This window comes from Mesorhizobium sp. CNPSo 4661 (genome assembly GCF_057784215.1).
In genome coordinates, this window is the sequence record NZ_JBWGIO010000004.1 from 357,127 (window position 1) to 371,613 (window position 14,487).

Sequence of the window (14,487 nt, forward strand, 5' to 3'; positions counted from 1 at the left end):
GCGCATTCGCAACAGTTTGTGCGCATTGTCGCGTTGATGTAACGGCAGGCTCCTGACACAATGTTGTCAGGAATCGAGTTGGTTCCGGCGACTGGAGGGCAGTGGTCGATAGCATGGCGAGCATGAATAAGAGACGTAGCAGCACGAGACGAAGCGATAATCCGGCGGTCGAATGGCCGACAGCCATCCTCACACTCTTCTGCTACGGCGCGTGGCTCGCGACCGGCTTCCTGCTCTGGCCATCCCATCCGCTTTTGGCGCTTGCCGTCCTGCCCTTTATCCTGGCTCTGCAATCCTCGATCATGCACGAGGTGCTGCACGGTCATCCGACCCGCAACGCCAGGTTCAATGAAGCCTTCGTCTTCCTGCCCATAGGCATGGTCTGGCCGTTCCGCCGCTTCAAGACGATCCACCTTCGCCATCACGCCGACGAGCGCCTGACCGATCCGCTCGACGATCCGGAGAGCTATTACCAGGCGCTCTGGATGCATGAGGATTTGCCGCCGACAATGAAGTTTCTGCTCAAGATCAACAACACCATGGTCGGCCGCTTCATCCTCGGTCCATGGTTGTCCTCGGTCGGTTTCTTCATCGACGATGCCAAGCAGATCCTTGCCGGCGACAAGGCGATCCGCAAGGCCTGGCTGTTGCATGCCATCGGTCTCGCCATTGTGGTGCCGATCGTCACGTTTGGTTTCGGCATCCCGCTGTGGCTCTACATCCTGGTGCCGGTGTGGCTCGGCCAGTCGCTGATCTCGATCCGCACTTATGCCGAGCACCAGTGGTCGGAGCATCCGGAAGGGCGCACGGTGATCGTCGAGCGTTCGCCGCTTTCCTTCCTGTTCCTGAACAACAATCTGCATTTCGTTCATCACAAGAGCCCGACCATTGCCTGGTACAGGTTGCCGAAGCTGTTTCGCGAGCGCCGCGAAGAGTGGCTGCGGATGAACAACGGTTACGCCTATCCGAACTATTTCGCGATGCTGAAAGCCCACGCCTTCAAGGCCAAGGAGCCGATCGTCCACCCGGTTCTGCGGCGCACGCCGGAACCCGGACGCGCCTTCAAGCCGCGAGTCAGGGCGCGCAACGTCAATGGACTGGGCACCGCGCCAGTTCCGGCGGAGCCGCCGAAAGAGTAAACTCGACTTTCCGCGACGCTTTTTCCGCGGCGGAACGCAGGCGCCGAAGATCGCCTGTCTTTGAAAGCCATTCGACATGAGCAAGTTTGTTGCGGCCCTGCCGATGTATGACTGGCCCGAGATGCGTGGCGAAGTCGACGCACAATGGGCACGGCTTCGCGACGCCTTCCGGCAAAGGGGGATCGACGCGCCGGAGGCGGTCGTGCGCAGCAATCGCGAACTGTCGGCGGTGCCAGGCGGGATCCTCGACGACGACGGCAAGCCGATCGCGCCCGACCCCGCGACGCTGCCCCCGGACGAGCTCGATTTTCACCAACTCTGGCTGAGCCCGGCGCTGCTCTTCGGACAAACCTGCTGGGGGCCGATGGAACTTGGCCTGGCTCAGCATGTGCAGGTGATTTCTCAGCCAAGTTACGACGCTTATGAAGGCGGGCAGGGGGAGCTTTATTCCAGCGCCTTGGTGATGGCTGCGGACGGCGGACCGTCAGTCGTCGCGCCGGGGGATGGCAAGGCTGTCATCCCGCTCGATCTCATTCGCGGCAAGCGCTTCACCTTCAACAATCCGGACTCGATGTCCGGGCTGATCGGGCTGACGCGCGACCTGGAGGCCATGGGCGAGAGCCTGGACATCTTCGCCTCGCGCAGTGAGAGCGGCGGCCACCGGTCGTCGATCGTGGCGGTCGCGGAAGGCAGGGCCGACGTCGCCGCCATCGATTGCGAAAGCTGGGCGCTGGCGCGGCGTTTCGAGCCGGCGGCGAAAGGCGTGAAGGTGGTCGGCTGGACGGCGCGGCGCAAGGGCCTGCCCTACATCACCGCCAGAACGACGCCGGAAAAGATCATTGCTGCGATGCGCGATGCCGTCGCTTCTATCGAAAGCGGGTCAGAGCAGCCGCTCGTCCAGCTTGTAGGCTGAAAGCTTCTCGTTGCCGCTCTCGGTGATCAGGATCTGCTCCTCCATCTTGACGCCTTCGCGTCCGCCAAGCCTGCCGATATAGCTTTCGACGCAAAGCACCATGCCGGGTTCGAGCACGCCGTCCGGCGTGTCGGCGGTCCAGTCGCCGGCATGCGGCAGCGTCGGATATTCGTCCGCGAGGCCGACCCCGTGATAAAGCACGCCGTAGCGTGTCGGATAGCAGTCGTCCGGCGGCACCGCCGAACGTTCGACGAGATCGCGGAAGGAAATGCCCGGCCGCATCAGATCCGTGTTTTGGGCGATCTGGCCGGCGGCGATGCGGAACAGGTCGCGCTGCTCGTTCGACGGTTGCCTGTCGCCGCAGAGCCATGTGCGCGAAAGGTCGGCGCAGAAGCCATAAGGACCGATGAGGTCGGTGTCGAAGGCGACAAGGTCGCCATTCTCGACGATGCGCGCGGAGCATTCCTGGAACCAGGGATTGGTGCGTGGTCCGGAGGACAAAAGGCGCGTCTCGATCCACTCGCCGCCGCGCGCGATGTTGCCGCGATGCAGCTCCGCCCACAATTCGTTCTCCGAGATGCCGGGCTTCAGCGCCGCTTCCATCTCGCCCATCGCCGCCTCGCAGGCGACGATGGCGCGGCGCAGGGCGAGGATCTCGTCCGGCGATTTGATGAGGCGCGCATTCTCCATCACCGCCTCGCCGTTGCCTATCGCGATGCCGCGGCGGGCGAGTTCCTCCACGCCTTCGGGATTGATGTGGTCGACGGCGATGCGGCGGTTGCCGCCGCCATGCTCGGCAACGAGTTCGGCGATGCCGGCACCCCAGCGTCGGACCTTCTGCTCGGTAAGCTCGCCGCTGTAGAGATACATCCACGACACGGCCGGGCGCACCTCGTCGACGACACCCGAATGGTCGGACAGGTGCTCGCAGGAGAAATAGTCGAACAGCACCACGGGCCCTTCGGTAGCGACGAAACAATGGCGTGTCGGGTTGTGCGCGACCCAGAGCTGCATGTTGGTCGAGTCCGTCGCGTAACGGATGTTGACCGGGTCGTAGAGCAGGGCGCCGGCATAGTCGCGGCGCTTCAGCTCGGCGCGGATGCGCTCCAGGCGGTACCTGCGCATTTCGTCCAAGTCGGGCGCGGCGATACCGGCCGCCGCCCATTCGCCCTCGGCCACCGCGCCATAGCCCAGCACATGCTGGTTGAGCGAGGCCGCCTTCTCGCGCGAGGCCTCGCGCAGCGCTTCGACCGAGCCGGGTTCGAAGGGCATGATCTTGCGGTGGCGACCGAAGCGTTGCTTGTCCATTCGTTCCCCCGAAACCTACTGCGCGGCCTTCTTGAGCAGCCTGGTGATCGTGACCTTGCGCGGCGGAAAGCCGAACGCCTGCGGGACGTCGACAGTGCGGTGGACAGTGTCCATCCCATATCCGGCCTTCGCCATCTCCTCGAAGACGTCCGAGGACGGTTCCCTGTCATCGGTCAGGACAAGCACCGCCGGCTCGCGGATCGACCGGGCGAAGTCCGGTATCTCGTCATCGAGCACAATGAGATCGGCATTGACCAGGCGCAGATTGCCGACCCAGAACCAGCTCGACACCACGGTCCTGACCGGTCCGTCGGCATTGATCTGGTTGTAAAGCGACCGGTAATCCATGCGCACGATACTGCCGCGACTGTCGCCGCCATGCAGATGCATGTACCAACTCAGTGGCAGCACAAGGACGGCAAGGACGGCGCCGACAAAGACGATGGTACCTTGCGTTTTTCGGCCCCTCTCGCCGATCGCATCGAAGCGCATGGCAAGGGCGGCGGGCAACAGAACGAACACGGGCAGCACCCAGCGATCGCGAAACTGCGTGATGCCACCGGCCAGAACCACCACCAGCGTGACCAGCAAGGCGAAGGCGATGGTTCGCCACAACAGCTCCTCGGGCCAGCGCACCGGCCGTGGGGTTGTCGCAGTTTTCCGTGCCACCAGGAAAAACGCCACGGTGATGATAGCAATCGGTAGAGCTGCGAAATTGAGTATCGCGTTGCCCAGGCCCCGCAGGGCCAGCGTAGCCGTCTCAAGCAGGCTATCACCTTGGCCGGCGCCGAAGCCACCGCTGTGCGCCAGGAAGTCATCCGGATGCGTGATGGTCCAGTGAAATGTTGGGAGGCAAGCGACAATGGCTATGGCCACGCTGATCAGGAAGCGGCGATCGAAGATGGCCTCACGCGTTTCGCGCAGCGAGAGGGATGCCAGGAACAGGGCGGCAAGGAAGATGGCGATGTTGTATTTCGACAGCGTCGCGGCCGCCGTCGCCAGACCGAAAAACGCATAGGCGACGGCCGATCGTCGCTTCTCCACCTCGACCAGCGCCAGAAGCAGCACAGAGGTGAAACAGAATATGGCGACCGAGTGGGTGAGGGCGTGCTGCATCTCCCAGAAGATCTGGGGAAACAGAAGCAGCCCGAACATGCCGGCCGCAGCGGCACGGTTCGAGTAGCCCAGGCGACGTATGGCCGTGAAATACGCTGCCAGGCCCGCGGCCAGCAGTCCGTATTTGACGATCTTGAGGGCAAGGACGCTGGTCCCGACCAGAGAGGCCGCAAGCATGGCGAGCCAGGTATATAAAGGCGGCTGCGAACTGCCGTAGCCGGCGGCCAGGAACCGCATTTCCATCAACTGCTCGGAATCGTCGACACCGACGCCCGTACCCGCAAAATGGGACAGCAGGGCCATCACGACGATCTGGGTCAGGCAGTAGAGAAGGACCGACGCGACCGCGGCGCTGAATAGACCGCCCCGTTCATCGCAGAGCCAATCGGTCCATTTCTCTAGCTGCCGCAAGGGGGTCGTCTTCTCGTGCTCATGCGCCGGTAGCGGGCTTGACCATGCCATGGCCACCGGCGCAATCCAACAATTCGTGGGGCTTCAGGTCCGCATTTTCTCGCCGCTCGGGTCGAAAGGCGGCTCGACATTGATGCGGGCCGGGCGGCGATGGCCAAGGATCTCTATCTCGAACAGGCCGGCGCTTTCGTCCTCGACAAGGGCCGCGGGGACATAGCCCTGGGCCATCGACTTCTGGACATAATGCGCGTAGCCGCCCGACGTGACCCAACCGACGACGCGCCATTCGCCATCGACGATGCCGCGCACGGCGGAAGCGCCTTCGGCGGCCTTCGAGCCGCGGACTTCCTTGCCCGTCTCATCGAAGCGCGGCGCGCCGTAGCCATGCGGCTTTTCCACCGTGCCGTAATCCTTGCCGACCTTGGCCCAGATCGGCTCGTCGCCCATCACGTCGGCATCGATGGCGTCGACAATGAAGGAGACGCGGCGCACCTTCGGACCCTCGGCATGCTCCTTGGCTGAGGCCTCGCGGCCGATGAAGTCGTTCTTCTCGAGCTTGATGAAGCGGTCCATCGAGCCTTCGAACGGTCCGTAGATCGGACGCAGTTCGCGGAACCATGTGGGGAAGTTCTTTTCGAGACGCATCGACAGCAAAGCGCGCATGCCGAAGTCGACAATGCCGAACTCCGCGCCGGCGTCCTTGATCGCCTTGTAGACCAGGCGCTGATAGGCCGGCGCCATCCAGATCTCGTAGCCGAGGTCGCCGGTATAGGTGATGCGGTTGACCATGCAGGGCGCGCCGCCGACGGCCATCTCGCGAAAATCCATGAAGCGGAAGGCCTTGGTCGAGACGTCGACGTCGACCAGCTTCTGCAACAGATCGCGCGATTTCGGTCCCGCAATGGAGAGGCCGACCAGCGTCTGGTCGAAGCGGTGGATGCGCACCGAACCGTCCTTTGGCAGGTGCTTTTCGAACCAGCGCATATGGTATTTCTGCGCGGCGGAAGAGCCCCAGATCATGAAGCGGTCTTCTCCATTCCTTGGGCCGGCCTTGGCGATGGTGAAGTCGCCGATCAGCTTGCCGAATTCGTTGACCATCGGGGTCAGCACGATGCGGCCGACCTTCGGCATCCGGTTGGTCATCAGCCGGTTGAGGAAATCTTCCGCGCCCGGGCCAGAAACCTCGTATTTGGCGAAGTTGGCGATCTCGGTGACGCCGACCTTGTCGCGCGTGGCCCGCACTTCCTCGCCGATCGGGCCGAAGTCGTTGGAGCGATGGAAGGAGACGATGTCCTTGGGCTCCGTGCCCTTGGGTGCGAACCAGAGCGGGGTTTCGAGGCCCCACGAATCGCCCATGACGGCATTGTTGGCGAGCATGGTGTCGTAGAGCGGTGTCGTCTGCGCCGGACGGGCGGCCGGAAGCTCTTCGTTCGGGAAGCGGATCGAGAAGCGGCGCGAATAGTTCTCGCGCACCTTGGCGTTGGTATAGCGAAGGCTCGCCCATTCGCCGAAGCGGGCGACGTCCATGCCCCAGACGTCGAAGCCCGGATCGCCGTGCACCATCCAGTTGGAGAGCGCGAGGCCGACGCCGCCGCCCTGGCTGAAGCCGGCCATGACGGCGCAGGCGCACCAGAAATTGGTCAGGCCCTGCACCGGGCCGACCAGCGGGTTGCCGTCGAGCGCGAAGGTGAAGGGGCCGTTGATGATCTGCTTGATGCCGGCCTTCTCGATGCCTGGGAAATGCTTGAAGCCGATCTCCAGCGACGGCGCGATGCGGTCGATGTCGGGCTGCAGCAATTCATGGCCGAAATCCCACGGCGTGTTGACCGGCGACCACGGCTTGCAGGCCTTCTCATAGGTGCCGAGCAGGATGCCGTTACGCTCCTGGCGGGTGTAGATCTCGCCCTTGAAATCGAGCACGCCGATCATCTCGCGGCCGGTCGACTTGTTGAATTCCTCGACCTCAGGCATCGGCTCGGTGAGCAGGTACATATGCTCCATGGCCAGCACCGGCAGTTCGACGCCGACCATGCGGCCGATCTCGCGCGCCCACAGGCCGCCGCAATTGACGACATGCTCGGCATGGACCGTGCCTTGCTCAGTGACGACGTTCCAGGTGCCGTCCGGCTGCTGGGTCAGGTCGACGACGCGGTTGCGCAGCACGATCTCGGCGCCGAGTTTCTTCGCCGCCTTGGAATAGGCGATGGTGGTGCCGGACGGATCGAGATGGCCCTCGACCGGATCCCACATGGCGCCGACGAAGTTCTTCTCATCCATCAGCGGGAACATGGCCTTGGCTTCCGAGGGCGTGATCAGCTCGGTGTCCATGCCGAGATAACGGCCCTTGGCATGCGCCAGCCGCAGAAAGTCCATGCGCTCCGGCGTATCGGCCATCATGACGCCGCCGGTCAGATGCAGCGAGCAGGACTGGCCGGAAATCTCCTCGATCTCCTTGTAGAGCTGGACCGTATAGGCCTGCAGCTTGGCGACGTTCGGGTCGCCGTTCAGCGTATGGAAGCCGCCCGCCGCATGCCAGGAGGAGCCGGAGGTGAGCTCCGAGCGCTCGATCAGCATGATGTCGGTCCAGCCGGCCTTGGCGAGGTGATAGAGCACCGAACAGCCGACGACGCCGCCGCCGATGACAACCGCTTTTACATGAGATTTCATACAGATAGGTCCGTCTTGTGCAATGTGGAATCAGAAATGAAGACGAGCGGTGGGCGGTTGCCCGGCCGAACGCAGATCAGAAATCCGTCGGCGCGCCGCCTTCGGCGCGGCGCTTCTCGACGAAATCGTTGAGTTCCTCGCGGATGGCCGGATCCATATACGGCTCCTCGTAGGAGGCAAGGCGCTCCTTCCACACCTTGTTGGTGCGCTCGAGCGCCGTTGGCGAGCCAGCCTCGGCCCAGGTCTCGAAGTTGCGCCAGTCGGACACGATCGGCGAATAGAAGGCGGTCTTGTAACGCTCCTGCGTGTGCTGGGTGCCGAAGAAATGGCCGCCCGGGCCGACCGACTGGATGGCGTCGAAGCCGAGCGCGTCCTCGGAGAGGTCGAGCGGGGTAAGGAACTCGGCCACCATCTGCAAAAGATCGATGTCGAGGATGGTCTTTTCGTAGGAGCAGCGCAGGCCGCCTTCCAGCCAGCCGGCGCCGTGCATCATCAGATTGCCGCCGCCCTGGATCGCGCCCCACAGCGAGAACACGCTTTCATAGGCGGCCTGGGCGTCGACCGTGTTGGCTGCGCAGGTGTTGGAGGTGCGGTAGGGGATGTTGTAGCGACGGGCGAGCTGGCCGCCGACGAGCTGCGCCTTCATGTATTCGGGCGTGCCGAAGGCCGGCGCGCCAGACTTCATGTCGACATTGGAAGTGAAGCCGCCATAGCCGACCGGCGCGCCCTTCTTCACCATCTGCGCGAAGGCGATGCCCGAGAGCGCCTCGGCGTTCTGCTGCACCAGCGCGCCGGCGACGGTGACCGGCGCCATGGCGCCGGAGAGCGTGAACGGCGTGACGATCACGGCCTGGCCCATGCTCGCCATCTGGATGATGCCTTCCATCATCGGCACGTCGAGCTTGAGCGGCGAATTGGTGTTGATGATGGTGAAGACCGACGGCTCCTGCATCAGCTGCTCGCGGCTGATGCCGCGCGCGATGCGGGTAATCTCGATGCCGTCGACGTTGCGCTCCTTGCCGAGCGAATAGATGTGGAAGACCTTGTCGGTCAGCATGGCGAGATCGCGGATGCACTCGAGATGCCGAACGGAGGGATGGATGTCGATCGGCTCGACCGGGTAACCGCCGGTGCAATGCAGGATGTTGTGCATCTGCGCCAGGCGCAGGAAATTGCGGTAGTCCGCCTGGTTGCCTGGCCTGCGGCCGCGATCGAGGTCGGAGCAGTTGGGCGCCGAGGCCATCATCGACAGGATGACGTTGTTGCCGCCGAAACGCAGATTGTGCGCGGGGTTGCGGGCGTGCAGCGTGAATTCCGACGGGCAGTGCGAGACAAGCTCGAGGATCATGTCGCTGTCGAAGCGCACGCGCTCCGAGCCTTCGCGCACGTCCGCGCCATGCGCCTTCATGATGCGGCGGGCTTCCTCATGCAGAACGTCGACGCCGATCTCCTTCAACACGCGCAGCGAGGCCAGGTGGATCGATTCCAGCTCGTCGTCGGAAACGAGCTTTGTTGGCGTCAGCGGGTTCTTCAACTGCCGGAAGGCGGGCTGCTCGAAGGCGGCCGAGCCGCCGGCGCGTTTTCCCGCGCGGCCCCCACGGCGGGCGCGATCGGTTGCCAGTGCCGGCTCGGCGGGATGAAGGGCGGCAGTCATGAGAAGCCTCGTGAGGATGCGAAATTGGCGGCATAATGAACTGGCCGCAATGCCGCCGGTAAGGAGGCGGCGACCACTAGGGCGAGGGAAGCGACATGACGAAAGGGAGCGGACTGGCCCTATCCGCCAACCGGCATCGCGCGATGCCGCTCTTGAATGTTCGTGCGGCGAAGGCGATGTAGGGCGGGCCGCGAGATGACACCCGGAGACCCGCATGACCAGCGCAATGACCAAAACCCAGCCCGAATTGGCGGACGAGGATCCCTTCATTTGGCTGGAAGACCGTGACGGCGAACGATCGCTGGACTGGGTTCATCGCCAGAATGCGCTGACGGTCGCCGAACTGCAGGGCGATCCTTCCTATCAGGCCACCTTCGAAACCGCGCTCGACCTGATGACGGCCGAGGACAATATCCCGGTCGGGGCCGCACTTGCCGGTTACGTCTATAATTTCTGGCAGGACAAGACCAATGCGCTGGGCCTGTGGCGGCGCACGCCCGTCGCTTCCTACAAGACCGAGAAGCCGGAATGGGAAACGATCATCGATTTCGATCAGCTTTCGGCGAAGGAAGGCATCAAATGGGTGTTCGGTGGCGCCAGCCGGCTCTATCCCGATTTCGACCGTTGCCTGCTCTACATGTCGCCCGATGGCGGCGACGCCAACGAGATGCGTGAATTCGACATCGCGACGAAATCCTTTGTCGACGGCGGTTTTTCCGCGCGCGCCTCCAAGTCGGGCTTTTCCTGGCTGGACAAGGATACCGTCATCGTCTCCGCCGCTTTCGAGGAGAGCGACAAGACGCAATCCGGCTATCCGCGCGTCATAAAACTCTGGCGGCGCGGCACGAAGCTCGAGGACGCTACGCCGATCTTCGAAGGCGAGAAGCAGCATCTCGCGGTCGGCGGCGGCGTGGAGTATGACGACGACAAGCAGCATGTGCTGCTCGGCAAGACACTTGATTTCTTCACCTCGCACAGTTTCCTGCGCCTGGCCTCGGGCGAGAACCGGCGCATTCCGCTGCCCGACGATGCTACCGACACGGCGATCTTCAAGGACCAGCTCATTTTCGGCGTGCGCAGCCCGTGGACGGCGCCCGACGGCACGCGCTGCTTGCCGGACGGGCTCTATTCGGTCGATTTCGACCGCTGGATCGAGAGCGGCGCGTTCGGGCCGTTCGAAACCGTGCTCGAGCCGGCGCACCGCGTTTCGATTGCAGGCCTCGCCAGGACGCAGGATCGGCTGTTCATCAATCTGATGGACAATGTGCGCGGCAAGGTCATCGCCTGCGACCGCACCGCAAATGGCTGGTCGCTCAAACCGGTCGCGCTGCCCGACAACGGCAATGTCGGCATCAGCCATGTCGAGCATTTCGGCTCCAGCGTCTCCTTCTCTTTCACCGATTTCCTGACGCCGAGCTCGATCATCTGGTCGGACGACGATGGCGAGACGCTTCAAACCGTGAAGTCGCAGCCGGCCCGCTTCGATGCCTCGCCCTATGTTTCGGAGCAGTTCGAAGCCCGCTCGAAGGACGGCACGATGATCCCGTATTTCGTAGTGCGGCGCCGCGACCAGAAAGGGCCGGTGCCGGCGCTGCTCTATGGCTATGGCGGCTTCGAAGTGCCGCTCTTGCCCGGTTATGCCGGCATTCGCGGCAAGCTCTGGCTGGACAAGGGCAACGCCTATGTCCAGGCCAATATCCGCGGCGGCGGCGAATTCGGTCCGGCCTGGCACCAGGCGGCGCTCAAGGGCAAGCGCCAGAACGCCTTCGACGATTTCGCGGCGGTGGCCGAGGATGTGGTCAGGCGCGGCATCACCACGGCGGCGCAGCTCGGCATCCAGGGTGGCTCGAATGGCGGCCTGCTCACCGGCACCTCGCTGACGCAGCGGCCGGAACTGTTCGGCGCCGTCATCATCGACGTGCCGCTGCTCGACATGCTGCGCTACACCGAACTGCCGCCCGGCGCCTCGTGGATCGCCGAATATGGCGACCCGTCGAAGCCGGAAGAGGCGGCCTGGCTCGGTGCCTATTCGCCCTATCAGCATGTGGCGGCCGATGTCGCCTATCCGCCGGTGCTGTTGATGACCTCGACCGCCGACGACCGCGTCCATCCCGGGCATGCCCGCAAGATGGCGGCGCGGCTGCAGGAGGCAGGTCACGGCCGGACGCTGTTCTTCGAGGAGACCGAAGGCGGCCATGGCGGGCGCGGCGATCGCCGGCCGCAAGCGGCGCAGACGGCGATGCGCTATATGTTCCTCAAGCGGGCGCTAACCGGAACGGCTTGAATTCCAGGCCCCAGGCGGCATAAGCTGTTGCCATGATCCGCTTCAGCACATCAGGCGCCTTCGGGGTCGCGGTGACGCCGTCACCGCGGACGCTGCGCGCCGAGCTGTTGCGGCTGTGCGCCCGCATCGGCTATTCGCCGCCCCGTTTCCTCTGACGAATCCGCCCCCGGCTCCCGCCGGATTGATTCAAGAGGAAAGATCAAATCCATGACCTATCAGAATTATTCGCTGAAGCAGCTTCAGCAGATCGACGCTGCGCATCACCTTCATCCCTTCACCGACCACAAGGAACTGCGAGAAACGGGTTCCCGTATCATCACAAGCGCCAAAGGGCCGTTCATCTACGAGGCCGATGGCACCGAAATCCTCGACGGCATGGCGGGCCTCTGGTGCGTCAATGTCGGCTATGGCCGCGACGAGCTGGCGGAGGCCGCCTACACACAGATGAAGGAGCTGCCTTACTATAACTCCTTCTTCAAATGCTCGACGCCGACGCCGGTGCTGTTGTCGAAGAAGCTTGCGGAGTTGGCGCCCAAGCATGTCAGCCAGGTCTTCTACGGCTCGTCAGGCTCGGAAGCCAACGACACGGCACTGCGGCTTGTCCGTCACTATTGGGCGCTCGAAGGCAAGCCCGAGAAGAACCGCATCATCTCGCGCAAGTCGGCCTATCATGGCTCGACGGTCGCCGGCACGTCGCTCGGCGGCATGGAGCCGATGCACAAGCAGTTGGGCGGCGCGGTGCCCAACATCGTCCATGTGATGATGCCCTACGCCTATGAGCTGGCGCTGCCCGGCGAAAGCGACCATGATTTCGGCATCCGCGCGGCGAAGGCGGTCGAGGACGCGATCCTCGAAGCCGGCGCCGACAAGGTCGCCGCCTTCATCGGCGAGCCGGTGATGGGCGCCGGCGGGGTGAAGATCCCGCCGATGAGCTACTGGCCGGAAGTCGAACGCATCTGCCGCAAATACGATGTGCTGTTGATGCTGGACGAGGTCATCACCGGTTATGGCCGCACCGGCGAGTGGTTCGCGGCGCAGACCTTCGGGATCGAGCCCGACACCATCACCACCGCCAAGGCGCTGACCTCGGGCTACCAGCCGCTGTCGGCGCTGCTGGTCGGCGACCGCGTCGCGAGCACGCTGGTCGAGAAGGGCGGCGAGTTCTACCACGGCTATACCTATTCCGGTCATCCTGTGGCCTGCGCGGTCGCGCTCAAGAACCTCGAGATCATCGAGAAGGAAGGGCTGGTCGAGCGGGTCAAGAACGACACCGGCCCCTATTTCGCGCAGGCGTTGCAGGAACGCATCGCCGGGCACAGGCTGGTCGGCGAAGTGCGTTCGATCGGCCTGATGGGCGCGATCGAGATCGTCAAGGACAAGGCGACCAAGGAACGCTATTTGCCGTCGGGAAGTGCCGCGGTCGTGGTGCGCGACCATGCGATCGCGAACGGCATGATGCTGCGGGCCACCGGCGACACGATGATCCTGTCGCCGCCGCTGATCTGGACGCGCGACACGATCGACATGGCCTGCGAGCGCATCGCCAAGGCGCTCGATCTCGCGGATGCCGATTTGCGGAAGCGCTGACAAGGCGAAACGCAACCGGTCGTCATTCCAGGGCGCAGCAAGAGCGAAGCTCCGTCGCGAAGACCCTGGAATGACGAAATTGGTGACGCCCTCAAAACGCAAAAACCGCGTCCCGACGGGAACGCGGCTCTGCCAGATACGCATGGCGTTTCGCGACGACAATACTTGCGAAACTTACGGGCTCCGGTACGCGAGACCTGATCCGGAGCGCCGGGCAGACGCGATGTCCGCCTCGCAATCCGTTTTAAAGGCACATCGTTACCGGTGAGTTAGCGAGACCTTAAGCAAATCTAAATTTGCCGGCTTCTGACCAGAAAATATCGAAAATAACGATTTAAAAGCAATGGCTTATGCTGAATTTCCACGCAGGAAATTAATAATGCCGGAAAAATCGGCGCCGGCATGGCCTTGCGCGTTGAACAAGGCATAGAGCTGCGTGGCTTCGGCGCCGAGCGGGGTTACGGCGCCCGCGCCTTGTGCTGCTTCCTGCGACAATTTCAGGTCTTTCAGCATCAGCGCGGCGGCAAAGCCCGGCTTGTAGTCGCGGTTGGCCGGCGAGGCCGGCACCGGGCCGGGCACCGGGCAATAGGTGGTCAGCGACCAGCATTGGCCCGACGAGGTGGAGGCGACGTCGAACAGCGCCTGATGCGACAGGCCGAGCTTTTCGGCGAGCACAAAGGCTTCGGCGACGCCGATCATCGAGATGCCGAGAATCATGTTGTTGCAGATCTTGGCTGCCTGGCCCGCACCGTCGCCGCCGCAATGAACGACGCGCCCGGCCATCGGCTTCAGGATCGGTTCGGCGGCGGCGAAGGCCTCATCGGAGCCGCCGGCCATGAAAGTGAGGGTGCCGGCCGTGGCGCCGCCGGTGCCGCCGGAGACCGGGGCGTCGATCGACTGCAGGCCATGCTTCGCGGCAATCGCATGCGCCTTGCGCGCCGATTCGACATCGATGGTCGAGGAATCAATGAACAGCGCGCCTTTCTTTGCCTTGGGCGCGATGTCCTCATAAACCGACAGCACATGCTTGCCGGCCGGCAACATGGTAATGACCACGTCCGCGTCTTTCACCGCAACGCCGGCGTTCGCCATCACCGTCACACCATGCTCTTTTGCGACTGTAAGGTTTTCGGGTACGAGGTCGAAGCCCAGCACAGCGTGGCCAGCTTTTACGAGATTGGCAGCCATGGGATTCCCCATGTTGCCGAGGCCGATGAAGGCGATGGTTGTCATAGTGATGCTCCGTAATTTCAGTAGGCAGTAGGCAGTAGGCAGTAGGCAGTAGTGGAGTGCACCCCTGTCGTGAGACAGAGGAATAGGGACATGGTTGCGTTTATGCCGCACGGGGCTGCTGCGCAGCAACCCCATGCGGCGGCAAGTTAGCCTCGAACTCCATCGGTGATCGATA

At 63.4% G+C, this 14,487-nt stretch carries 10 protein-coding genes; 5 read left to right on the forward strand and 5 right to left on the reverse strand.

Annotation, left to right across the window (positions count from 1 at the left end):
- Positions 1-113: 113 nt before the first annotated feature.
- Both AC0YKC_RS08400 and AC0YKC_RS08405 read left to right on the forward strand, forming a co-directional pair.
- Complete coding sequence (locus AC0YKC_RS08400) at positions 114-1,139, forward strand: fatty acid desaturase (protein ID WP_488510764.1); 1,026 nt, start codon at positions 114-116, stop codon at positions 1,137-1,139.
- Positions 1,140-1,215: 76 nt separating this feature from the next.
- On the forward strand, positions 1,216-2,052 hold the full coding sequence (locus tag AC0YKC_RS08405) for a phosphate/phosphite/phosphonate ABC transporter substrate-binding protein (RefSeq protein WP_488510765.1): 837 nt from the start codon (positions 1,216-1,218) through the stop codon (positions 2,050-2,052).
- On the opposite strand, the gene AC0YKC_RS08410 is transcribed toward AC0YKC_RS08405, so the two are convergent.
- The 4 genes from AC0YKC_RS08410 to AC0YKC_RS08425 form a co-directional block, all read right to left on the reverse strand.
- Positions 2,020-3,360: a M24 family metallopeptidase gene (locus tag AC0YKC_RS08410; RefSeq protein WP_488510766.1), complete on the reverse strand. Its 1,341-nt coding sequence runs from the start codon at positions 3,358-3,360 to the stop codon at positions 2,020-2,022. The genes AC0YKC_RS08405 and AC0YKC_RS08410 overlap by 33 nt on opposite strands.
- 15 nt (positions 3,361-3,375) lie before the next feature.
- Positions 3,376-4,938: an ArnT family glycosyltransferase gene (locus AC0YKC_RS08415; protein WP_488510778.1), complete on the reverse strand. Its 1,563-nt coding sequence runs from the start codon at positions 4,936-4,938 to the stop codon at positions 3,376-3,378.
- A 33-nt stretch (positions 4,939-4,971) separates the two neighbouring features.
- Positions 4,972-7,554 carry a GcvT family protein gene (locus AC0YKC_RS08420; RefSeq protein WP_488510767.1) on the reverse strand — a complete coding sequence of 861 codons (2,583 nt, stop codon included), beginning with the start codon at positions 7,552-7,554 and terminating at the stop codon, positions 4,972-4,974.
- 76 nt (positions 7,555-7,630) lie between these two features.
- The gene (locus AC0YKC_RS08425) at positions 7,631-9,208 is read right to left on the reverse strand and encodes a trimethylamine methyltransferase family protein (RefSeq protein ID WP_488510768.1); all 1,578 of its coding nucleotides are present in this window, start codon (positions 9,206-9,208) and stop codon (positions 7,631-7,633) included.
- A 214-nt stretch (positions 9,209-9,422) separates the two neighbouring features.
- Here AC0YKC_RS08425 and AC0YKC_RS08430 point away from each other — a divergent pair, with 214 nt between their 5' ends.
- From AC0YKC_RS08430 to AC0YKC_RS08440, 3 genes are read left to right on the forward strand one after another with little or no spacing between them, the layout of a single operon-like run.
- The gene (locus AC0YKC_RS08430; protein WP_434723192.1) at positions 9,423-11,492 is read left to right on the forward strand and encodes a prolyl oligopeptidase family serine peptidase; all 2,070 of its coding nucleotides are present in this window, start codon (positions 9,423-9,425) and stop codon (positions 11,490-11,492) included.
- Between the two features lie 32 nt (positions 11,493-11,524).
- Positions 11,525-11,647: a hypothetical protein gene (locus AC0YKC_RS08435; protein WP_040969798.1), complete on the forward strand. Its 123-nt coding sequence runs from the start codon at positions 11,525-11,527 to the stop codon at positions 11,645-11,647.
- Positions 11,648-11,699: 52 nt separating this feature from the next.
- Complete coding sequence (locus AC0YKC_RS08440) at positions 11,700-13,079, forward strand: aspartate aminotransferase family protein (RefSeq protein WP_488510769.1); 1,380 nt, start codon at positions 11,700-11,702, stop codon at positions 13,077-13,079.
- 348 nt (positions 13,080-13,427) lie between these two features.
- On the opposite strand, the gene mmsB is transcribed toward AC0YKC_RS08440, so the two are convergent.
- On the reverse strand, positions 13,428-14,312 hold the full coding sequence (mmsB, locus tag AC0YKC_RS08445; RefSeq protein ID WP_488510779.1) for a 3-hydroxyisobutyrate dehydrogenase: 885 nt from the start codon (positions 14,310-14,312) through the stop codon (positions 13,428-13,430).
- Between the last annotated feature and the right edge of the window lie 175 nt (positions 14,313-14,487).

Coding starts and splice junctions, on each gene's coding strand:
- AC0YKC_RS08400 (WP_488510764.1), top strand. CDS start 114: ATGGCGAGCATGAATAAGAGACGTAGCAGCACGAGACGAAGCGATAAT.
- AC0YKC_RS08405 (WP_488510765.1), top strand. CDS start 1,216: ATGAGCAAGTTTGTTGCGGCCCTGCCGATGTATGACTGGCCCGAGATG.
- AC0YKC_RS08410 (WP_488510766.1), bottom strand. CDS start 3,360: ATGGACAAGCAACGCTTCGGTCGCCACCGCAAGATCATGCCCTTCGAA.
- AC0YKC_RS08415 (WP_488510778.1), bottom strand. CDS start 4,938: ATGGCATGGTCAAGCCCGCTACCGGCGCATGAGCACGAGAAGACGACC.
- AC0YKC_RS08420 (WP_488510767.1), bottom strand. CDS start 7,554: ATGAAATCTCATGTAAAAGCGGTTGTCATCGGCGGCGGCGTCGTCGGC.
- AC0YKC_RS08425 (WP_488510768.1), bottom strand. CDS start 9,208: ATGACTGCCGCCCTTCATCCCGCCGAGCCGGCACTGGCAACCGATCGC.
- AC0YKC_RS08430 (WP_434723192.1), top strand. CDS start 9,423: ATGACCAGCGCAATGACCAAAACCCAGCCCGAATTGGCGGACGAGGAT.
- AC0YKC_RS08435 (WP_040969798.1), top strand. CDS start 11,525: ATGATCCGCTTCAGCACATCAGGCGCCTTCGGGGTCGCGGTGACGCCG.
- AC0YKC_RS08440 (WP_488510769.1), top strand. CDS start 11,700: ATGACCTATCAGAATTATTCGCTGAAGCAGCTTCAGCAGATCGACGCT.
- mmsB (WP_488510779.1), bottom strand. CDS start 14,312: ATGACAACCATCGCCTTCATCGGCCTCGGCAACATGGGGAATCCCATG.